This window comes from Collinsella sp. An7, assembly GCF_002159335.1.
In the GTDB taxonomy this organism is placed as follows: domain Bacteria; phylum Actinomycetota; class Coriobacteriia; order Coriobacteriales; family Coriobacteriaceae; genus Coprousia.
The window spans coordinates 163,411-184,315 of record NZ_NFHP01000004.1 but is presented as its reverse complement, the minus strand read 5'-3'; the positions used below and the strand labels follow the sequence as shown (position 1 = coordinate 184,315).

Annotated in this window: 18 protein-coding genes; 3 read left to right on the top strand and 15 right to left on the bottom strand. The window is 65.1% G+C overall.

Annotated features, from left to right (window positions below; genetic code table 11):
• Positions 1–138 precede the first annotated feature (138 nt).
• The 9 genes from murB to rpsA form a co-directional block, all read right to left on the bottom strand.
• Complete coding sequence (gene murB / locus B5G20_RS06290; protein ID WP_087355944.1) at positions 139–1,050, bottom strand: UDP-N-acetylmuramate dehydrogenase; 912 nt, start codon at positions 1,048–1,050, stop codon at positions 139–141.
• 7 nt (positions 1,051–1,057) lie between these two features.
• Positions 1,058–2,470, bottom strand: a complete 1,413-nt coding sequence (gene murC / locus B5G20_RS06285) for a UDP-N-acetylmuramate--L-alanine ligase (RefSeq protein ID WP_087355943.1) — start codon at positions 2,468–2,470, stop codon at positions 1,058–1,060.
• A gap of 269 nt (positions 2,471–2,739) precedes the next feature.
• Positions 2,740–3,576, bottom strand: coding sequence for a phosphate ABC transporter ATP-binding protein PstB (pstB, locus tag B5G20_RS06280; RefSeq protein WP_087355942.1), 837 nt, complete (start codon positions 3,574–3,576; stop codon positions 2,740–2,742).
• Positions 3,573–4,529 (bottom strand): phosphate ABC transporter permease PstA, encoded by a 957-nt coding sequence (pstA, locus tag B5G20_RS06275; protein WP_239286902.1) that lies wholly within the window; start codon positions 4,527–4,529, stop codon positions 3,573–3,575. Before pstA ends, pstB begins: the two co-directional genes overlap by 4 nt.
• On the bottom strand, positions 4,522–5,433 hold the full coding sequence (gene pstC, locus B5G20_RS06270; RefSeq protein WP_087355941.1) for a phosphate ABC transporter permease subunit PstC: 912 nt from the start codon (positions 5,431–5,433) through the stop codon (positions 4,522–4,524). Before pstC ends, pstA begins: the two co-directional genes overlap by 8 nt.
• Before the next feature lie 54 nt (positions 5,434–5,487).
• On the bottom strand, positions 5,488–6,420 hold the full coding sequence (locus tag B5G20_RS06265) for a phosphate ABC transporter substrate-binding protein (protein WP_087355940.1): 933 nt from the start codon (positions 6,418–6,420) through the stop codon (positions 5,488–5,490).
• 418 nt (positions 6,421–6,838) lie between these two features.
• Entirely contained in the window at positions 6,839–8,269 is a 1,431-nt protein-coding gene (locus B5G20_RS06260; protein WP_087355939.1) for a Sapep family Mn(2+)-dependent dipeptidase, read from the bottom strand.
• Positions 8,270–8,364: 95 nt separating this feature from the next.
• Entirely contained in the window at positions 8,365–9,054 is a 690-nt protein-coding gene (locus B5G20_RS06255; protein WP_087355938.1) for an HAD hydrolase-like protein, read from the bottom strand.
• 203 nt (positions 9,055–9,257) lie between these two features.
• Positions 9,258–10,415 carry a 30S ribosomal protein S1 gene (gene rpsA / locus B5G20_RS06250; protein WP_087355937.1) on the bottom strand — a complete coding sequence of 386 codons (1,158 nt, stop codon included), beginning with the start codon at positions 10,413–10,415 and terminating at the stop codon, positions 9,258–9,260.
• Between the two features lie 386 nt (positions 10,416–10,801).
• Here rpsA and B5G20_RS06245 point away from each other — a divergent pair, with 386 nt between their 5' ends.
• Positions 10,802–11,557, top strand: a complete 756-nt coding sequence (locus B5G20_RS06245) for an HAD family hydrolase (RefSeq protein ID WP_087355936.1) — start codon at positions 10,802–10,804, stop codon at positions 11,555–11,557.
• Positions 11,558–11,657: 100 nt separating this feature from the next.
• Here B5G20_RS06245 and B5G20_RS06240 read toward each other — a convergent pair whose 3' ends face one another.
• The gene (locus B5G20_RS06240; RefSeq protein WP_087355935.1) at positions 11,658–12,098 is read right to left on the bottom strand and encodes an Rrf2 family transcriptional regulator; all 441 of its coding nucleotides are present in this window, start codon (positions 12,096–12,098) and stop codon (positions 11,658–11,660) included.
• Positions 12,099–12,337: 239 nt separating this feature from the next.
• Between B5G20_RS06240 and B5G20_RS06235 the strand changes: the two genes are divergently transcribed.
• Both B5G20_RS06235 and B5G20_RS06230 read left to right on the top strand, forming a co-directional pair.
• Positions 12,338–12,997 (top strand): MBL fold metallo-hydrolase, encoded by a 660-nt coding sequence (locus tag B5G20_RS06235; protein ID WP_087355934.1) that lies wholly within the window; start codon positions 12,338–12,340, stop codon positions 12,995–12,997.
• A 173-nt stretch (positions 12,998–13,170) separates the two neighbouring features.
• Entirely contained in the window at positions 13,171–14,568 is a 1,398-nt protein-coding gene (locus B5G20_RS06230; RefSeq protein WP_087355933.1) for an aminopeptidase, read from the top strand.
• 386 nt (positions 14,569–14,954) lie between these two features.
• Here B5G20_RS06230 and B5G20_RS10565 read toward each other — a convergent pair whose 3' ends face one another.
• From B5G20_RS10565 to B5G20_RS06200, 5 genes are all read right to left on the bottom strand, one after another.
• Positions 14,955–15,650, bottom strand: a complete 696-nt coding sequence (locus tag B5G20_RS10565; RefSeq protein ID WP_239286901.1) for a uracil-DNA glycosylase family protein — start codon at positions 15,648–15,650, stop codon at positions 14,955–14,957.
• Between the two features lie 237 nt (positions 15,651–15,887).
• A complete protein-coding gene (gene feoB, locus B5G20_RS06215; RefSeq protein ID WP_087355932.1) occupies positions 15,888–18,248 on the bottom strand; it encodes a ferrous iron transport protein B in 2,361 nt (786 codons plus the stop codon).
• A gap of 195 nt (positions 18,249–18,443) precedes the next feature.
• A complete protein-coding gene (locus B5G20_RS06210) occupies positions 18,444–19,274 on the bottom strand; it encodes a MurR/RpiR family transcriptional regulator (protein ID WP_087355931.1) in 831 nt (276 codons plus the stop codon).
• Between the two features lie 3 nt (positions 19,275–19,277).
• Positions 19,278–20,069 carry a PHP-associated domain-containing protein gene (locus tag B5G20_RS06205; RefSeq protein WP_087355930.1) on the bottom strand — a complete coding sequence of 264 codons (792 nt, stop codon included), beginning with the start codon at positions 20,067–20,069 and terminating at the stop codon, positions 19,278–19,280.
• On the bottom strand, positions 20,066–20,905 hold the full coding sequence (locus B5G20_RS06200) for an energy-coupling factor transporter transmembrane component T (protein ID WP_087355929.1): 840 nt from the start codon (positions 20,903–20,905) through the stop codon (positions 20,066–20,068). Before B5G20_RS06200 ends, B5G20_RS06205 begins: the two co-directional genes overlap by 4 nt.

Below are 20,905 nucleotides of genomic sequence, written 5' to 3'. Positions count from 1 at the left end.
GCCTTGGTGCGGGGCGAATACGAGCTGATGAGCTTGGAGGGCGCCTTCCGCGCGGGCTGCGCGGGGCGCGGCGAGGGGCTTGCGACGGGGCGGGGCGAGCCCTTGCCGCCGGCGCGCCGGAAGGTGGGCTTCGAGGCCTTAGAAGCCGAGGAATTTGACTTCCGGTTGGAGCTCGACGCCATACGCCTTTCGTACCTCCTCATGCACCTTCTTGATGACGGACGCCACGTCGGCGGCCGTTGCCGTTCCCGTGTTCACGATAAAGTTAGCGTGAATCGGCGAAACCTCGGCCCCGCCGACCGAAAAACCCTTCAATCCACAGTCCTCGATCATCTTGCCCACACTCATGTCGGCAGGATTCTTAAAGACCGAGCCGCAGCATGCGCTGCCGAGCGGCTGCGTCTTGCGCCGGCGATCGAGCGACTTCTCCATAACCTGGCGGATCTTACCCTTCTCGCCCGGAGCGAGCTTGACCGTGGCCTCGAGCACGATCTCGTCGCGCGGCAAGGTGCACGCGCGGTACCCCCACTGCACGTCGTCGTGCGCGTAGTGCCTGAGACCCGCGCCCGGTTTGAGCGTGAGGACGTCCTCCACCACGCTGCCGATGCCCTGCTCGCGCGTGCCGGCGTTCATGGAGATGGCGCCGCCGAGCGTGCCGGGGATTCCCACGGCAAACTCGAGGCCCGTGAGCCCGCGCGTGAGCGCCTCGTTGACGAGCCGCGCCAAAATCACGCCGGCGCCCACGGTGAGCGTGACGCCGTCCTCTGAGACGACCATGCGCGAGAACTCGCGCCCGAGCGTGACCACCGCGCCGCGATAGCCCTCGTCTGCCACGAGCAGGTTTGACCCCTTGCCGATGATGACCCAGGGCACCCCCTCCTCGCCGAGCACGTCGATGGCGCGGCGCAGCGCGTGGTAGCTATGGCACACGAGAAAGAGGTCAGCCTTGCCGCCGATGCGGTAGCTCGTGTGACGCGCGAGGCGCTCCTGCTCGATGAGGTCGGTGTCAGCGGCGCCCGAAAGCGCCATGACGGCGTTAAAGAGTCCCATCGCCGTCTCACGCGTCCTGCGCGGCGCAGTAGTCGATAAAGTCGGGGCCGACGGTCGTTACGTCGCCCGCACCCATGGTGATAAGCAGGTCGCCCGACTCGACCACACCCCTGAGCGCCTCCGAGAGCGCCATGCGGTCCGCTACGTAGTGGACCTCCTTGCCCGGATGCCGCTCGCGCACGAGGTCGGCGAGCATCTTGCTCGTGACGCCCGGGATGGGCATCTCGCCGGCGGAGAACACGTCGATGAGCACGAGCCGGTCGGCGTCGGCAAAGGCGTCGGCAAAGTCGCTCGCAAAGGCCTGGAGCCGCGAGTAGCGGTGCGGCTGAAAGACCACGTCAACGTGCGCAAACCCGAGCGTCTTGGCAGCGGCGAGCGTGGCGCGGATCTCGGTCGGGTGGTGACCGTAATCGTCCACCACCGTCACGCCGTCCACATCGCCCACATGGGTGAAGCGCCGGCGGACCCCCTCAAAGCTCGAGAGCGCCTCGGCGGCCTTGGCCACGTCGAGCCCGAGCACGTCTGCCACCACGAGCGCGGCGGTGGCGTTGAGGAGATTGTGGCGACCCGGGTTGCTCTTGATCTCGATATCGTAGCTGCGCTCCGGCGCAAAGGCGACCGTCGCCGCGTTGGCGATGGAGCGCTCGTGGGCGCGCGGGGTGCAGACCACGTCGTTGCCCGCGTCAAAGCCATAGGTCACTACGCGGCGACCCGTCGAGCGCGCCAGCTCGGCGAGGTGTTGGGAATCGCCGCATACCACGACCGTACCATCCTCGCCCACCAGGTCCATGAACTCGGCGAAGGTGCGCTCGATCTCGGCAAGGGAGCCGTAGTGGTCCATGTGGTCGGCCTCAACATTGGTGACCACGACCACGTTGGGGTTGAGAAAGAGGAAGGAGCTATCGGACTCGTCGGCCTCCGCCACAAAGTACGGGCCATGGCCGTTGCGGCCGTTGGTGTCGTAGCCCTCCACGATGCCGCCGATGAGAAAGCTCGGGTCCTCGCCCATGCGGTCGAGCATGGTGGCAACCATAGAAGACGTGGTGGTCTTGCCATGGGTGCCCGCCACGGCAACGGTGGTGTAGCCGGCGCCGAGCGCAGAGAGCATCTTGGCGCGGGGCCACACGGGAATGCCCAGCTCGCGAGCACGGGCGAGCTCGGGGTTAGTCTCGGGGATGGCGGTCGAGACCACCACCACGTCGGGTGAGGCCTCGTCGATGGTCTCGGCGCGGTGCCCGATGCGGATATCCACGCCGGCTCGGGTGAGCTGGCGGATGTAGCGGGAGGTCTTGAGGTCGGAGCCGGTAACGACGTAACCGCGCTCGTGGAGGACGAGTGCGATGCCGCTCATGCCGGCACCGCCGATGCCGATGAAGTGCGCGCGCGTAAAGGCGGGCGCGGCGGTCGGGGTTTCTGCCATGGGTTTGCTCCCTCGGTGATTCCGATATATCCGCCTTACTGTAGCGCAAAACCCCCCCGCGCGCCCCGGGCAGGGCCCGCTTCCACCCGAAGGGTACAGGGGCACCCGGCCGCTAAGCCCCGCCCGGCCAAGTTCGACCCCTAAGCCCTCGCGAAGAATCGGCCCTAATACGAAGGCGGCGACCCGCAGAGAGGGTCGCCGCCTTGGAAGGGAAGGAGCTGGTTGAGCACCGCACCGTGCGCTCGGAGCAATCGAGCTGCGCCACACGCCTACGAGAACATGCCCGTGAGGTAATCGTTCAGGCGCTTGTCGGTGGGGCGCTGGAAGATCTGGTCGGTCTCGCCGTACTCCACCATCTCGCCCATGTAGAAGAACGCCGTGCGGTTGGACACGCGCGAGGCCTGCTCCATGTTGTGCGTCACGATGATGATGGCGCGGTTCTCCACGATCGAGTTCATGAGGTCCTCGATCGCGAGCGTGGAGATGGGGTCGAGCGCCGAGCAGGGCTCGTCAAAGAGGATCACGTCCGGATGCATGGCGAGCGTGCGCGCGATGCACAGGCGCTGCTGCTGTCCGCCCGAGAGCGCAAAGGCGCTCTCGTCGAGCTTGTCCTTCACCTCGTCCCAAAGTGCTGCACCGCGCAGGGACTCCTCCACGAGCTCGTCGAGCGCGTCCTTGTCGTGCAAACCGTGGCGCTTGGGCGCGAAGGTGATGTTCTCGCGGATGGACTTATGGAAGGGGTTGGGCTGCTGGAACACCATGCCGATCGACTTGCGAAGTTCGTAGAGGTTCTCGGTCGCGGTGTTGATGTTATGGTCGCGGTAGATGATCTCGCCCGTCACGCGGCAGCCGCGGATCTCGCGGTTCATGAGGTTGAGCGAGCGCAGAAACGTCGACTTGCCGCAACCGGACGGACCGATGAGGGCCGTGATCTCGCCGGTGTGGAACTTGAGCGAGGTGTCGTGCAGGGCGTGGTTCTCGCCGTAGTAGACGTTCACGTCATGGGTCTCGAGCATGACCTCGTTCGAAATCGCCCGGCCTGTCACGCGCGGCGTGCGCTCGCTGGAGTCGACGCTCGCGAGGAACTGATCAGTATCGTTGGTCATTCTGCGGTCATCCTCCTCGCGAGGGCCTTGCCGGCGATACGGGAAAGCACGTTGAACAGAAGCACGCAAATCATGAGGACCGCAGCGGTACCCCAGACGATGTGCTGCGCCTCCGGGCTGCCCTCGCCGTAGATCTTATAGATGTGGACCGCGAGCGACTCACCGGGGCGGAAGATGTTCCAGGCGCACGTGGGGCTCGCGAAGTTGAGGGAGAAGAAGTTCAGGCGCGCCGGACTCGACATACCGGAGGTGAAGAGCAGCGCCGCCGCCTCACCAAACACGCGGCCGGCAGAGAGCACCACGCCCGTGACGATGGCGGGCATGGCCGCTGGAATGAGGACGTGCAGCGTCGTCTCCCAGCGGGTGAGGCCCATGGCCAGGCACGCGTCGCGTTGGCTTGCGGGAACGTCCTCGAGCGCCTGGGTGATGACGCGGGTCAGAATGGGGATGTTGAACATCGTGAGCGCGATGGCGCCCGAGATGAGCGAGTACCCCCAGCCGAAGTTCACCGAGAACATGAGGAAGCCGAACATGCCGACCACGATCGAGGGCAGGCTTGAGAGCGTCTCGATGGCCGTGGACGCGATCTTGGTGACGGGGCCGTCGGGCGCGTACTCCACGAGGAAGACCGCACCGAACAGCGAAATCGGCACCGAGATGATGAGGGTCAGCACGAGCAGGTAGAACGAGTCGAACAGCTGGTAGGCGATACCGCCCTCGGTACCGTTGGAACGGCTGGCCTCGGTAAGGAAGCCCGGCTGGAAAAGCTGGCCCACACCCTGGAAGAGGATGTAGGCGACCATGGCCACGACGATCGCCATGACGACGCCCACGATAACGGTGAGGATGCCCGTCGCCAGCTTGTCGTTGCGCATGGCGCGGCGGATGCGCCCCTCCTGCTCGGGAGCGTGCGCACCGGAGGTGGCAGCGGTTGTTGTCGTTGCGTTAGCCACGAGCCTTCGCCCCCTTTGCACCGATGAGATGGATGATCAGGATGAAGATGAGTGACATGCCCATAAGAAGCAGACCGAGCGTCCAGAGCGTGTCGTTTTGGACCGAGCCCGTGGCGTATACGGCCATGCTCGTGGTGAGCGTCGTGGTGATGGTGGACGCGGAGTCGATGAGCCCGGCGGGCATGGCCTCCACGCCGCCGATGACCATGCGCACGGCGAGCGTCTCGCCGAAGGCGCGCGTCATACCGAGGATGACGGCGGTCATGAGCGAGGGCGTGGCGCTCTTGAGCACCACGTGCCAGATGGTCTGCCAGCGGGTATAGCCAAGAGCGAGCGAGCCCTCGCGGTAGCTCTGCGGCACGGCGCGCAGCGCGTCGATAGAGAGCGTGGTGATGGTCGGCAAGATCATGAGCGCAAGCACGATGGAGCCGGGCAGGATACCGAGGCCGAGCTCCACGTTGAAAATCGCACGGACGGCACCCACGATGACATGAAAGCCGATAAGACCGAAGACGACCGAGGGGATGCCCACCAAAAGCTCGATGAGCGGCTGGAAGTACTTCTGGCCGAACTTGGGTTGGATCTCAACCACGTAGATGGCCGAACCGATCGCGATGGGCAGGGCGATGACCGTGGAGATGATAGTCACCGCAAACGAGGTCACGATAAGCGGCAGCGCACCCGTGAAGGGCAGGCCCGTCTCCGGATTCTCGACAGCGAGGTTCCACTCCGTACCGGTGAAGAACTCTAGAACACTAACGCCATCCTTGAAGAAGGTGGAGAGACCGCGCTGCGCAACCATGAAGATGAGCGCTACAACGACAAGTGTCACGAGCGCTACGCAGGCGCCCGTGACACTCAAGCCAACCTTCTCAAGGTTGCGTTTTGGCATCTGCTTTGCCATAGCGCACCTTTCGATGAGTTTACGTACAGGCGTAAATCAAGTCGAAGTAATTACTTACTTCTCGGTGACGTTGCCCTCGGCATCCTTGACGACCTTCATATCGGAAACCGGGATGAAGCCCTGCTCCTCCACAAGGGAACCCTGGACGTCGTCGGAGAGCATGTACTCGAGGAAGGCCTTGGTCGCCTCGTCGGCGTCCTCCTTGCAGTACATGTGCTCGGTGGCCCAGATCGGGAAGGAGTTGTCCGTGACGTTCTCGGAGGTGGGCTCGATGCCGTTGACCTTGATGGCCTTGAACTTGGTGTCGTCGAAGTGCGAGAAGTCGAGGTAGGAGATGGCGTTGTCGGTGCCGCCGATCTGGGTCACGACGTCGCCGGACTTGTCGAGCTCGGCGTCGCCCTTGAAGGTGGACTCGGGCTCGCCGGCACCGAAGACGGCAGCCTCGAAGGTGGCGCGGGTGCCGGAGCCGGACTTGCGGTTCATGACGTAGATGTCCGCGTCCTCGCCGCCGACCTCGCTCCAGTTGGTGATCTCACCGGAGAAGATGCCGCGGAGCTGCTCGAGCGTGAGGTCGTCGACGGTGACGTTCATGGAGACCACGGGGCCCATGCCCACGACGGCCACCTCATGGTCGACGAGGTCGGCGCACTGGTCGGCCTCGAGCTTGGTCTCGGCAAAGACGTCGGAGTTGCCGATGGTCACGGTGCCGTCGGCAACCGCGGTGAGGCCGGTGCCCGAGCCGTTGCCGGAACCGGTGATGGAGACGTTCTCGTTCTCAGCCATGAACTGCTCGGCAGCGGCCTCGACGAGCGCCTGGAACGAGGAGGCGCCATCGTAGGTCACCGTACCGGTGAGATCGGCGGAAGCAGCGGCGGAACCCGTGGCGGCGGGCTCGGAGCCGCAGCCGGCGAGGCCGAGGCCAGCGAAGGCAGCGAGGCCACCGGCGAGGCCGAGGAACTGGCGACGAGAGCAATCGAATGCGAGCATGGTTCTCCTTCCAAGAACACGTTTGCCGGACGGCGGCGCGGGGTCTCTGCTCCCCGCGACGACCCGCGCGCCAGGGGCTGCGCGGCACAGGTCCGAATACCGGAAGGAAGAATAAAGCGGCTCGCAGCGCCTGCAGGCGGCGTCGGCGAGCCATTACCGAGGTCTAATCAAACGTTACGCATGGGGTACGCACGGTTTACGTGCAGTTTACAAAGGGGCCAGTTCTGGTCTGACGGCCCTGGACCCGGCGACGCCGGGCTCCTCTCTGGGCTCGGCGCCCATTGGGCTCGCTTCGCGACTCGCCCTGCGAGGAGTCCGGCGTCGCCGGGTCCAGGGCCTTTCGCCCCACTGCGCGCAAACCGATGCTTGGAAGAGGGAAAAGATGGTGTGGCCCGGGAAACCCGGGCCACGTTTTACGTTAGAGCTCGACTTCCTGGAGCTTCAGGATGGCCAGGATGTAGATCTTGAGGGCGCGCTTGAGGGCCTCCTCGCTGGCGCCCTCGTCGGGGCCGTGCATGGGCCCTACCCAGCTCAGCGTGGCGGCTGCGGGCTCCTCGGGGCCAAAGCTCACCGCGCAGGCAAAGTTGCGCGCGTAGGTGCCGCCGCCCATCGAGAACGGGGCAGCCTCGTGGTTACCCGAGACCTCGCGGTACACGTTGATGAGCGTCTGGACCGCCGGGTGCGCCGCATCGACCGAGAAGGGCGGCTTGGTGCTGTCGACGGTGAGTGTGGCGCCATAGCGCGTCGCGAGCTCCGTGAGCGTGCACTCCATCTCCTCGGCGGTGATGCTCGCCGGGCAGCGGCAGTCGAGCGTCTGGGTAATATGGCCGTCCGCCACCTCGATCACGCCGGCATTGGCCGTGAGGGGGCCGAACGCCTCGTCCGCAGACGCGATGCCCATGGCCTCCCCAGCTGTGTCGGCGTGCACGATGGCAAGGAGCTCAACAAAGCGCTCCTCCTCGGGCGCAAGCACCCCCGTGAGCTCGCGCAGGTAGGTAACGATGAGCCCGATGGCGTTGAGCGACCCCTCCGGCATGGCGGCGTGCCCGCCGATGCCGTGCGCCGTGATGCGGGTCACACCGGAACGGACCTCCTCGATGGTGAGGCGGTCGGCGTTTGCTTTCGGGGCGGGAAGCTCCGCAGCGTCGACGGCGAGCTCAATGATCGACTCGCTCGGGATGGCGTTCGTGGCCTCGGCGCCCGACCAGCTGATGATGCGGCCGTCCTCGATGGCCCCGCTGGCAAAGGTCGCCCCAAAGAGGCCCTTCTCGGCGTTGCAGACGGGGAACTCGGCATCGGGCGTAAAGAGGAAGGCGGGGTTCTCGTGCGTCTCGAGGTAGTGGTGAACGTCGGTCATCCCCACCTCCTCGTCGCAACCCAAGAGCGCACGGAAGCTGTAGCGCGGCGTGATACCCTCATGCAGCAAGAAGGCTCCCGCATAGAGCGAGAGCACAGCCGGGCCCTTGTCGTCGGAGACGCCGCGACCGAGGAGATAGCCCTCACGCTGGCGCACGGTAAAGGGGTCGCCCGTCCAGCCGGGGCCGGCCGGGACCACGTCCACGTGACAGATCGTGGCGAGCTGGGTCTCCGTCTCGCCGGGGATATCGCCCCAGCCGAGGTAGCCCTTATCGTCGCCCGTGGTGTAGCCCAGGCGCTCCGCGATGCCGAGCGCTTCGTCGAGCGCACCGCGAACCTCGGGACCAAACGGGGCACCCGGCTCGGCCTTGGTCTCGTCGGCAACGGACGGGTGCTTGACGAGCCGCTCAATGTCGGCGATGACCTCCGGCCAGACCTCGTCGATGTAGGCGTCGACGCGCGCCTCGAGCTCCTGCTGGTTGGTGATATCCATATGAGTTCCTCTCTGCCGCGATGCGGCGATAGCGGTTGCGCGGTTGCGGGCGCCGGAGCACCCTCCCCTAGGATAGCCGTTCGGCCGGACAGCAGCTACCGCAGCACCACACCAAGGAACCGCGCCGCGGCGGCCGCGCTAGGGCAGAGGGCATCGGCGCCCGCCGCCTCAAGCTCCGCGCGGGCGTCCTCGTCGCGATAGATACCGATGCAGGGTAGCCCCAGCTCGTGGGCACCGTCGACATCGTGATGCCGGTCGCCCACCATCACAGCGTCCGCCGCCGTGCACCCAAGCATCTCGAGCACCGCGCGGATGCAGTCCGCCTTGGTACTCCGCCCGGGCTCCAAGCGACCCGCTACCGCATCGAAGGGCGCAAACGGCAGGTTCGCGAGCATGTCGTGCACCGAAGTCTCGAGCCGCGAGGACGCAACCGCAGTCCGCACGCCATGCGCACGAAGCACTTCCACGAGCTCTACCATCCCGGGGAGCGGCGGGTAGTCCTTAGGTCCCACCTCGCGGGCAAAGATGCTCCGGTAAGTGGCGATAAGCGGCTCAGCCTCCTCAGCCGTCACACCGCAGACGAGCCCAAAGCCGTCAACGAGCGGCGGTCCGATGAAGCGGCGCAGGTCGCCCATTGCCTCGGGGTCGTAGCCGTGTACGCGGAGCGTGGCCTCCACCACGTGGATGACCGCCCGCCCCGTATCGGCGAGCGTCCCGTCAAAGTCAAAAATCACAACAGGCCGCGCCAACACGCCAAACGGCACGTCGGCTGTACACTCCCCCATAGCGACTCCTTTCGCAGATTGCACCTTACATCATCAAACGAGCGGCAGTGGAGAGCCCGACGCTCAACCCCGCTCCAAACGCCCTCAGCCGCCGGATAGCCGCCGCGGGCAGACAGGTCACACGCCGCCCCGATATGCAAAACGGCCCGCCGCCGAAGGGGCGACGGGCCGTGCGTCTCACGCTGCTACCGCAGGGTTGGAGCCTACTCGGCGTCCTTCTCCTCCGGCTTGTCGAGCGGGGCAACCTCGATCTCGACGCCGAGGGTCTCGGCGGCGGACTTCATCGAGAGGGAGATGCGGCGACGGTCGAGGTCAATCTCCATGACCTTCACCTGCACCTTGGCGCCCACATGGGTGACCTGGCTCGGCTGGTCCACGTGCTTGTTGGCCATCTCGGAGATGTGCACGAGACCCTCGATGCCCTCGCCGAGGTCAACGAACGCACCGAACGGCACGAGCTTGGTGACGGTGCCCTCGACGATGGCACCAACCGGGTACTTCTTGACGAGCGAACGCCACGGATCCTCGGTGGTCTGCTTGAGGCCGAGCGAGATGCGCTCGCGGTTGAGATCGACGTCGAGCACCTCGACCTCGACCTCCTGGCCGACCTTGACGACCTCGGAGGGGTGGTTGACGTGGTTCCAGGAGAGCTCGGAGATGTGGATCAGGCCATCGATGCCGCCGAGGTCCACAAACGCGCCGAAGTCCACAATCGAGGAGACCGTGCCCTTGAGGCGCATACCGGCCTTGAGCTTGGAGAGGATCTCGGTGCGCTCTGCCTTACGGGACTCCTCGAGCACCACGCGGCGGGAGAGAACGACGTTGTTGCGGTTGCGGTCCATCTCGATGACGCGCGCCTCGATGCGGGTGCCGAGGTAGGAGCTGAGATCCTTGACACGACGGAGGTCGACGAGGGAGGCGGGCAGGAAGCCGCGCAGGCCGATGTCGAGGATAAGGCCGCCCTTGACGACCTCGATGACCTCGCCCTCGACGTTCTCGCCGGAGTTGAACTTCTCCTCGATGCGGTTCCAGGCGCGCTCGTACTCGGCACGCTTCTTGGAGAGCACAAGACGGCCGTCCTTGTCCTCCTTCTGGAGCACGAGGGCCTCGATGGAATCGCCGAGCTTGACGATGTCGGCCGGGTTGGCGTCCTTGCGGATGGAGAGCTCGCGGACGGGGATGACGCCCTCAGACTTGAAGCCGATGTCAACCAGGACCTCGTCCTTCTCGATCTTGACGACAGTGCCGCTGACAAGATCGCCCTCATCGAAATCGGTGATGGTGCCGTCGATAAGGTTGTTCATCTCCTCTTCATTCACATCGTCGAGAGAGAAGATGGACGCGTTCTGAATCTCACTCAAAGGTGGACCCCTTTCGATGTACGGGGCCCCGACCGCTAGACCTACGATGGATGTTGCGCCGGGTGGCGCGCCTCCCACCGGTTGGGAACACTCGGGGGCCGACAGATACGGACGTGAGCCTCGACAGAAACTCACAGGACTAAAGAATACGTTGATGTGCCCCGTTTTTCAAGGATGACTTGCGCATTTTTACGACCGGTGCGAAAATTCGCGCAATCGCGCGGGCCGGCGGCGCGCCCAGAACGGTAAAAGGTCGGCCCGCACCCTGCGCGCGATGCCGGCGGGTGACAAAACCGTAAGGCGCGCATCGCGTGGAGACGGCGTGCAGCGCGCCCAAAACGGGTACAGACAGGGTCCGACGGCAACATGCGCGAGGGGGACGGTACATGCTCAAAGCGGTTGCATTTGATATGGACGACACGCTGCTCAGCATCAACCTGAGCGCGTTCATCGCGGTGTTTGCCAAGGACGAGGCTGCGCTGCTTGCCGACATCGGCCGCAAGAACCCCTTTGCCGCGTTTGCGGCGTACTCCGGCGCGATGATCGACCTCAACAACAACGTACGCGAGCCTGACGACACACGCACCAACCGAGCCTTCTTTGATGACGAGCTCACACGGCGCAGCGGCGTGGCGGTGACCGACCCGGTCATTGCCGAGGTCTTTGACTACTACGAGCGCGAGATCCTCCCCCGCAAGAACGACCGGCTCATCGCCGCCTGCCCGCGGGCTGGTGCGCACGAGGCCCTCGAGCAGGTGCTCGGGCGCGGGCTCAAGGTGGCGCTCTTTACCAACCCGAGCTTCAGCCGCACGTGCATCGCGTGCCGCATGGGCTGGGCCGAGCTCACCGACGTGCCCTTTGAGCTGGTAACAGACATGGAGAACACCACGCGCGTTAAGCCGAGCGACATCTACTACCGCGAGAGCCTCGAGCGCCTGGGGCTTGCGCCCGAGGAGGTTCTCATGGTGGGCAACGACGCCAAGCGCGACTTCCCCACCCCGGACTGCGGCCTGCGCACCGCCTATGTAGGCAGCCGCCGACCGGCACGCGCGTTCTGGTCGGGCTCGATGGAGGAGTTTGCTCGGGATTTTGCTCAGATCGAGGAGCGCTTTAACGCGGAGAGCAAGGCGGAGGACGCTTAGCGACGGCGCTCGGAACGCTGCGGTGGGAGCAGGGCGGCGCGACGGGAGTACCGCGGGGCTGCGCCGTCGGAGCCGGCCGGAGTACCCCTAGCCTGACACCCTAGTGCGACTCTGCGCTAATCAGCCCCTCCAGACGACCGTCAAGGTCGGCGAGCGTGGTCTGGGCAAGACGGTCCTCCAGGGCAGCCTGCGCGGCAGCGAGCTCGTCATCGAGCACTGCATGGATGTTGCGACCCACCGGGCACGCCGCGTTGGGGTTGGCGTGGAAGTCAAAGAGGCTGCCCGAGACACTCTCCACCGCTCGGTACACATCGAGGAGCGTCACCTCGTTGAGCGGTCGGGTGAGCGAGGCCCCACCCACGCCCGCCTCCACATGCACGAGTCCAGCCTCTTTGAGCATGCCGAGAGTGCGGCGGATCACCACCGGGTTGACGTTCACGCTCGCCGCGATAAAGGCCGAGGTGACCTTGGTGGTCGGGGCAAAGTGCGCGATGCACAGCAGCGTGTGCACCGCGATGGAAAAGCGCGTAGAGATCTGCATGGACTCTCCCCTGCTCAAGCGCACCGCCACCCGGCAGCGCGCTTTCTCAGCATACCATAGATGTAGCCCCGGCAGTTACAGGCGATGCGGCGCCCGTCGCAAGGGCAGGGGGGCGGGAACGTGCTTCTCGAATGTAAGAAACACGCCCGTCCCCTCTTCCCCCACCCGCATGGCCGGTGCATCCCAGCAGCGGAACGGGGCATAAGAGAAGCGTTCCATATACAGAGAATCGAGGAGCTATGCCCAACGTCGACCTTACGCACCTGCGCGTGCTCACGCACAGCGCCATCCGGCTCGAGAGCGCAGACGGCGAAACGGTCGTCTATGCCGATCCCTTCGACCTCGTCGAGGAGCCGCACGATGCGACGCTCGTGCTCATCACCCATCCGCACTACGACCACCTCTCGCCCGCAAACTACGCGCGCGTGGCAAACGGGTCGACCGAGGTCGTGGCGCCGGCAAGCATCGCAAACGAGGTCGCGGCGCTCAACACCGTGGCCACGCACCTGATGCGGGCCGGCGAGACGCTCGACGTGCACGGGGTGCGAATCGAGGCCATTGCCGCCTACAACACCGATCCGAGCCGGCTTGAGAAGCACCCTCAGGAAAACGGGTGGCTCGGCTACGTGGTCACGCTCGACGGCGTGCGCTACCTCATTGCCGGCGACACCGACGAGCAGCCCGATAACCGCGCGGTTACCTGCGATGTTGCACTCGTACCCATCGGCGGGACCTTTACCATGGACCCCGTGCAGGCAGCGGCGTTGATAAACAGGATCCGGCCGCGCGTTGCCGTGCCGACCCACTATGGCAACATCGTGGGCGCGCCCGAAGACGCCGAGGCGTTTGCCGCAGCCGTCGACCCGGGCATCGCCGTCGAGGTCAAACTCGAGCGGTAGAACGAGCGGACAGGCGAAGCAGGCGGCACGGTGCACGTGGCGGTCACGGCGTGCGGATGCCCGGCGCAAGCAGAGGTGGTGGATACGCCCGCTCCGCAGGCCCGCCCACGGCGTGCCGTGCTACCATGGCGGGCGGAACTATCCACCCATCACGCAACGCAGAAAGGACCCCCATGGAACGTCCGAACGCCTGGAAGGCCTACGACGACGCGGCCCTCGCCGAGCTCGAGGAGCTCTGCCAGGACTACCGCGCCTTTATCTCGCAGAACAAGACCGAGCGCGAGTGCGTCACCGCCTCCGTCAAGCTCGCCGAGGCCGCCGGCTACGTGAGCCTCGATGCGGCGCGCGCCCAGGGTCGCGAGCTCAAGGCCGGCGACAAGGTCTACGCTACCTGCCACAACAAGACCCTCATGCTCGTCAACCTCGGCACCGCCCCGCTCGAGGACGGCCTCAACATCCTCGGCGCGCACATCGACAGCCCGCGCCTGGACCTCAAGCAGAACCCGCTCTACGAGGCCGGCGACATGGCCTACCTCGACACGCACTACTACGGCGGCGTCAAGGCCTACCACTGGGTCGCCACGCCGCTCGCCATCCACGGCGTGGTATGCAAGAAGGACGGCACCACCGTTGAGGTGGCCGTGGGCGAAGATGCCGACGACCCGGTGTTCTGCATCTCCGACCTGCTCATCCACCTCGCAGCCGACCAGATGAAGAAGCCGGCCGCCGAGGCCGTCGACCACGAGAACCTCGACGTGATCGTGGGCGGCCGCCCCGTGGTGATCGACGAGCAGAAGGAGGACGACCCCAAGGAGCCCGTCAAGCGCTACCTGCTCGGAATCTTGAAGGAGAAGTACGGCTTTGACGAGGAGGACTTCCTCTCGGCCGAGATCGAGGTCGTGCCGGCCGGCCCGGCGCGCGAGATGGGCTTTGACCGCTCGATGATCTTGGGCTACGGCCAGGACGACCGCGTCTGCGCCTACACCTCGCTCGCCGCGCAGCTCGCCGTTCCCGAGGTTGAGCGCACCGCCGTGACGCTCCTTGTGGACAAGGAGGAGATCGGCTCGGTGGGCGCCTCGGGCATGACGAGCCGCTTCTTTGAGAACACCATGGCCGAGGTGCTCGCGCTCGCCGGGCTCGAGAGCCCGCTGGCGCTGCGCCGCTGCCTCGGCAACTCGCGCATGCTCTCGAGCGACGTGTCGGCCGGCTTTGACCAGCTCTACGCCGACCGCTTTGAGAAGAAAAACGCCGCCATCATGGGGCACGGCCTGTGCTTTAACAAGTACACCGGCTCGCGCGGCAAGAGCGGCTCCAACGACGCCGACGCCGAGTACGTGGCGCTTGTGCGCGACATCATGGACGAGGCCGGCGTGGCCTTCCAGACCTGCGAGCTCGGCCGCATCGGCGCGGGCGGCGGCGGCACCATCGCCTTCATCTTGGCCGAGTACGGCATGGACGTGATCGACTCCGGCGTGGCGGTGCTCAGCATGCACTCGCTGTGGGAGGTCACCAACAAGGCCGACGTGTACGAGGCCTACAAGGGCTACCAGGCGTTCATCAAGCGCGCGTAGGCTAGAGCTCGGGCGCGGGGTGAGGCGGCTGGGCGCTCTCCTGCGCCGGCCGCACGCTGCCGGGCCGCACGTGGCGCCGAGCCCGGTTACTATGCAACGCAGAAGCGCGGGAGGCTCGATGTAATGTCGAGCCTCCCGCGCTTTTTTGCCGCTCACAGCATTTTGCCGTTTAGCTGAGTGAACCGCATTTTCGTTTTGCGGTTCACTCACCCTAGCAGCATTATCTGGCCCAAAAACGCTGTTTATCTGAGTGAGCGGCATTTCCGAGAGCCGTGGTGGCTTGCAAGGTGACGCGCCGCCCAAAGCAGTGGCCACGACATATCGTTACCCCACCTGCCGAAGGGTTTGCCGCGCCAACATAAGACCCGGATGCGAACAACCTGGCCCTACAGCCCCGCCAGCCCCTCGCGCCAGCGGGCGATGAGCCGCTCGAGCGGCCAGCTCGCGTTGGCAGGGCTCGTTGAGGGCAGCACCGTTGCCGCGAGCCCCGTGCGTTCCTCCAGATAGCGGTGGTAGAGCCGCCCCGCTGTGCCGCCATTGCAGAGTACGCGCTCAATCGGCGCCGTATCGGTAATGCGCTCGATGTGGGCCGGCACCACGTTGCGGATGCTCGCGTCAGATGAACCCTTGATATCGCAGCTCTCAATCACATCCCAAAGCGCGATGCCATGGCGTAGCAGAAGTGCGCGCTTGGCGGCGATGGATTCCTCAAGGGTCGCCGGGCGGAGCGCAGCGCCAACACCGCACGTCCTGAAACCGCCGGCGGCCGCACCAGGCTCCCCTGCAGCCTCAACGTTGCCGGACGCGCCACCGCACCGCCCCGCCACCTCGAGGCTGTCGGCCGCACCACCGTGCTCCCCCGCCAAACCACGGCGACCACCAACCGCCAGCTCCCCCTCATTCGGCGGAACAGGCTCTCCCACACACGCCGCAATCACTCGCCAAAAACGGTTCTGCGGGTTGCCGTAGAAAAACGCGTTCGCCCGCGAGAGTACCGACGGAAACGACCCGAGCACAAGTACCCGCGAGCGCCCGTCAAACACCGGCTCAAAGCCGTGCTCGATATGCTGATACTCGGCCATATCCCCTCGCACTCCCCCGCCAGAAAAAACTCGACCCTCGATGTGAGTGCATCTTTTGGGAACCGTCAGTACAACCTCTCAAAACCAGCTGCATGCACAGGCAAAGTGCCTGTTGAGCACTTCGCCACACTAAAGTGCTACTTACTCGCTCCAAAAGATACACTCACATCAGGGGTCGAGTTTTCTAGGCACCGCTCAACAACGCTAAACAACACCCCAAAGCCGCACGATCTCGGCCTATGCCAGCCCGAGCGCCAGCCCCGCGAGCCGCACGACGAAGGCCACGATCCACGCCACGCCGCACTGCATGGCGATCACCGCCCACATCATGCGCGTGCCGAGCTCGTTGCGCACGGCCGAGACCGCCGCCACGCACGGCGTGTAGAGCAGCGTAAAAGTAAGGAAGCAAAACGCGGTGAGCGGCGAGAAGAGCGTGGTGAGCGCCGCGGTCGAGCCGCCCATGAGCACCGTGAGCGTGGCAACGACGTTCTCCTTGGCGCCAAAGCCCGCCGCAAGCGCCGCGGCCGCCTCCCACGTGCCAAAACCCAACGGCGCAAAGAGCGGCGCCAGGAGGGTGCCCACCCCCGCCAGCATGCTCTGGCTCTGGTCGGCCACCACGTTAAAGCGGATGTCGAAGGTCTGCAGTATCCAGATCACCACACTCGCGGCAAAGATGATGGTAAACGCCTTGGTCGCAAAGCCCTTGGCCTTGTCCCACGCCAAGTGGAGCGTCGTCTTGGCCGAGGGCAGCCGGTAGTTGGGGAGCTCCATCACAAACGGCACGGGGTCGCCGCGAAAGGCCGTCCCCTTGAGCACCAGCGCCACGAGCACCCCCACGACCATGCCCATGAGGTACATCGCGATCATCACGAGCGCCGCGTGGTCCGGGAAGAACGCCCCCGCAAAGAGCGCGTACACCGGCAGCTTGGCCGAGCAGCTCATAAACGGCGTGAGCATCACAGTCATCTTGCGGTCGTGCTCCGAAGGGAGCGTGCGGGTGGCCATGATGGCCGGCACCGAGCAGCCAAAGCCGATGAGCATGGGCACAAAGCTCCGCCCGGAAAGGCCGAGGTGCCGGAGCAGCCGGTCCATTACAAAGGCCACGCGCGCCATGTAGCCCGAGTCCTCGAGGATGGAGAGCAGCAAAAAGAGCACCACGATGATCGGCAAAAACGAAAGCACGCTCCCCACGCCGGCAAAGACGCCGTCGATCACGAGCGCGTGCACCACCGGGTTCACCCCAAAGTTGGTGAGCCACACGTCCACCACGCCCGTAAACCAGTCGATCCCCAGCGCCAGCAGGTCGGAGAGGCGTTGCCCCACCACGTCAAAGGTCAGCCAAAAGACGAGCGCCATGATGCCGATGAACACCGGGATCGCCGTGTACTTGCCCGTGAGGATGCGGTCGGCCGCCACGGAGCGCTTGTGCTCGCGGCTCTCGCGCGGCTTGACCACGCAGGCGTTACAGACCCCCTCGATAAACGAGAAGCGCATGTCGGCGAGCGCGGCCATGCGGTCGGTGCCGGCCTCTTCCTCCATCTGGCAGATGATGTGCTCCACCGCGTCGAGTTCGTTTTGGTCGAGCGCCAGCGCTTCGATGACCAGCCGGTCGCCCTCGATGAGCTTGGTCGCGGCAAAGCGCACGGGAATGTGCGCGGCCTCGGCGTGGTCGTCGATCAGGTGGCAGATACCGTGGATGCAGCGGTGGAGCGCACCGCCGTCGGGGCCGTCCGCCGCGCAGAAGTCGAGCCGGCCGGGGTGCTCGCGGTAGCGCGCCACGTGGAGCGCGTGCTCGGTGAGCTCGCCGATGCCCTCGTTCTTGGCCGCCGAGATGGGCACCACAGGGATGCCGAGCGCCGCCTCGAGCGCGTTGACGTCCACGGTGCCTCCGTTGGCCGCGAGCTCGTCCATCATGTTGAGCGCGAGCACCATGGGGCGGTCGAGCTCCATGAGCTGGAGCGTGAGGTAGAGGTTGCGCTCGATGTTGGTGGCGTCCACGATATCGATGATCGCGCTGGGGTTATCCTGCAGGATAAACTGGCGGCTCACCACCTCCTCGCTCGTGTAGGGGCTGAGCGAGTAGATGCCCGGCAGGTCGGTAATCGTGGCGTTGGGGTGGCCCTTGATCTGCCCATCTTTGCGGTCGACCGTGACCCCGGGGAAGTTCCCCACGTGCTGGTTGGAGCCCGTGAGCTGGTTAAAGAGCGTGGTCTTGCCGCAGTTCTGGTTGCCGGCGAGGGCAAAGTGCAGCGGCGCCGACTCGGGCAAGGGTGCCGTTCCCTCGCGGCGCGGATGCGCGGGCCCCTCGCCGAGTGCCGGGTGCGCCACCTGGCTGGCCTCCGGGTTCTTGCGGGGGTTGTCGTGCGCATCGTGGATGTTCTCGAGCGCAACGCGCGCCGCGTCGGCCCGCCGCAGCGTGAGCTCGTAGCCGCGCAGGCGGATCTCCATGGGGTCGCCCATGGGGGCGAGCTTGATCATGGTCACTTCAATGCCAGGCGTAAGGCCCATATCAAAGATGTGCTGCCTGAGCGACGCGTCGTCGCAGTCCACCGACGCCACGATGGCGTCTTTGCCTATCTCGAGCTCGTCGAGCGTCATGCCCGATCCCCCATCCCCTATAAAGACGCCTCGGCAGCATGGGCGCCGGACATCGGTATCACGTGATTCCGCCCTACTATACACACCTCAGCTAACTTTCGCGCCGACGCTCGCCAATCAATGCCATAGATATACAGTTCACACCTTCAGGCCAACCCGCGCCCAGACCAAAACTGACCTCTCGTCCTTTGGCCATCAACGTGGAAGCAGATGGGTGTAGGCGCGTTTGAGCTCACGGATGCGCTCGAGCTCCTCGAGGGCCGAGCTGTCTAAGCGAGCCGCGACCGCAACCACAAGCGCGTCCACTAGCGCAACGGCGCTCGCCATGGAATGATAGGCACGCGGCTCGCCTCGATAGGTATAGAGCTCGATATCGGCCTGCGAGCCCGAACCGCGCACCATGCGATCGGTAAAGAGCACCGTCGTCGCCCCTTGCTGCGCGCCGTATTCGAGCACGACCTGCGCCTCCGCCGGCACCCGCTGGAATCCGAAGGTCACGAGCACGTCGGTCGAGCGCGTGTGGGCTAGCCCCTCGAAGAGCTCCGTGCCGCCCGAGGCGAGCACGTCGACCGCGATGCCGTAGCGCTTGAACCGAAAGGCGAGCAGATCGGCGACGCAGGACGCGGCGCCCTTGCCCTGGATGCGCACGCAGGTCGCGCCCGCGAGCGCCTCGGCCGCCCGGTCAAAGGAGGCCGTCGAGAGCCCTTCGAGCGTGCGGTCGATGTTGTCGCGTTGCTGACGCAGAAACGCCGCGACGTCGCCCGATCCCTCGCCGATGCTCGCGAGCATCTTGTCGGCGGGGCCGAGCGTTGAGCTTGCGACTGCCGCCTTAAGCGCCTTGAAATCGGCGAATCCGGCGTGGCGCGCAAAGCGCGAGACCGTTGCGTCCGAGACTTCGAGCACCCGCGCGACTTCTTGAATCGACTGGAGCAGGAACTCCTGGGGGTTCTCGATTACGTAGTTGATAATAAGCTGCTCTGCCGGCGTGTAGGTCACCCCGGACTTGAAGAGAGTCGGGTCGGTCATCCCCTACTCCGCCCCCGCGATGAGCACGTTCACGTAGTCGCCGCCCAAACGGTCGATCTCCTTAAGCGCGCGCTTGAGCATGCCTGCCGTCTTGACCTTGAAGGCGATATCGGGCGCGTAGACGATGTGATAGGTGTGCGCGAGCACCTGCGAGCGCAAATCCGCCACGGTGTCCACCTCCCGGTCGAGCACCGTCGTCACGCAACCGTACTGAAACGCCTGATGCGTGTCGCTGCCCGAAACCACGGGCACGCCGAGCTTCTCGGCAAAGGCGAGGGTACGCGCGATGGTCCCCTCGAAATCGTGTGCGAGGTCCTTGCCGTTGAGGTCGACGAACTCAAAGGTCGCGAGGTTCTCTTCCGGCTGCTCGGGGATGTGCCCGGGCGCGCGGAAGGGGTGCCCCGCACCGAAGAAGAGGCCACGGCGGCGCACCTCGGCAGCAAGATCGGCAAGCGGCAGGAACGAGCCCTTCTCCTTATGCGGGATGAGCGCACGGTTGAAGTCGAGAATCTCCTCCATCGTGCCGAGCACGAGCGTGTGACCGTTCTCGGCGATATCAATCTCCATGCCCGGGAACACCAGAAGCCCGTTGACGTTGAAGGCGTCCCCGCGACGAGGGTAGCGCGCCGCGATGTCGGCATAGACCTCCTCGAAGCCCTTCGTGTTGAAGTGCTCGGTCAGGCAGAGCGCGTCGAGCCCGGCCGCACGCGCTTCGGCAAAGAGCCAGTCGGTGTAGGCGGGCGAAAACGCGAGGTATTTGGCGAGCTTTCCGTGGGTGTGAAAATCGATGATCATACGAGAACCTCCAGGACATGGGGCAGTGCAAAGCAGCCCAGCGCCCACACGACGGACAGGGCGATAAACAGAATGTCGTTTCTGCCAATGGCGAGCGAGCCGAGCTTAATCTTGAGCACGGCAGCGTTCGTCGAGGCGTAACGGTACCCCTTGAGCTCGAGCGCCTCCACCGTGGTGCGGGAGCGCTTTGCCATGTTAAGCATGAGCGGATAGAACGATTGGATGATGGTCTTCACCTGGTACACGAGCCAGTGGACCTTGCCACCGAGTGTCTCGTGCGCGGGCGCGCGGCCGCGCATGCGAAAGGAAAGCAGGATGTTCTGTAGCTCCTCGAACATGATGGGCAGGATACGGTAGGCAAAAGAGATGGAGAACGACAGGCGCTCGGGGCAGCCGAACCACAGAAGCCCGTTGGAGAGCCGGTCGGGGTCGAGTCCCGAGAATACCGTGATTGAGGCGAGCGAGCAGGTGGTGACCTTAAGGGTCATGACGAGCAACGGGATGAGCGCATCGATACTGCCGCTAAAGAGTATCGATACGATAAGCAGGTAGCCCGTCTGTGAGAACACGCCGAGCGCAAAGACGAAAAGTACGAGCGGCGCCACGCGCGCAAGCCTCGTGGTAGCGGCGCAAAAGATAAACATGCCGAGCAGCGTGACCACGTCACCTAAAAACCACGGCACGAGACCGAAGAATAGATACCAGATGAGCAGCACACGCGGGTCGAGCCGAGCAATGGGCGTGTCATCGTTTCCGTATGCGTTCTTTAGCACCTGGTTGCGCAGGTAGTCAATCGAGACCTTGTCGAGCACGTTCTCGGAAAGCTTTTCGAGCAT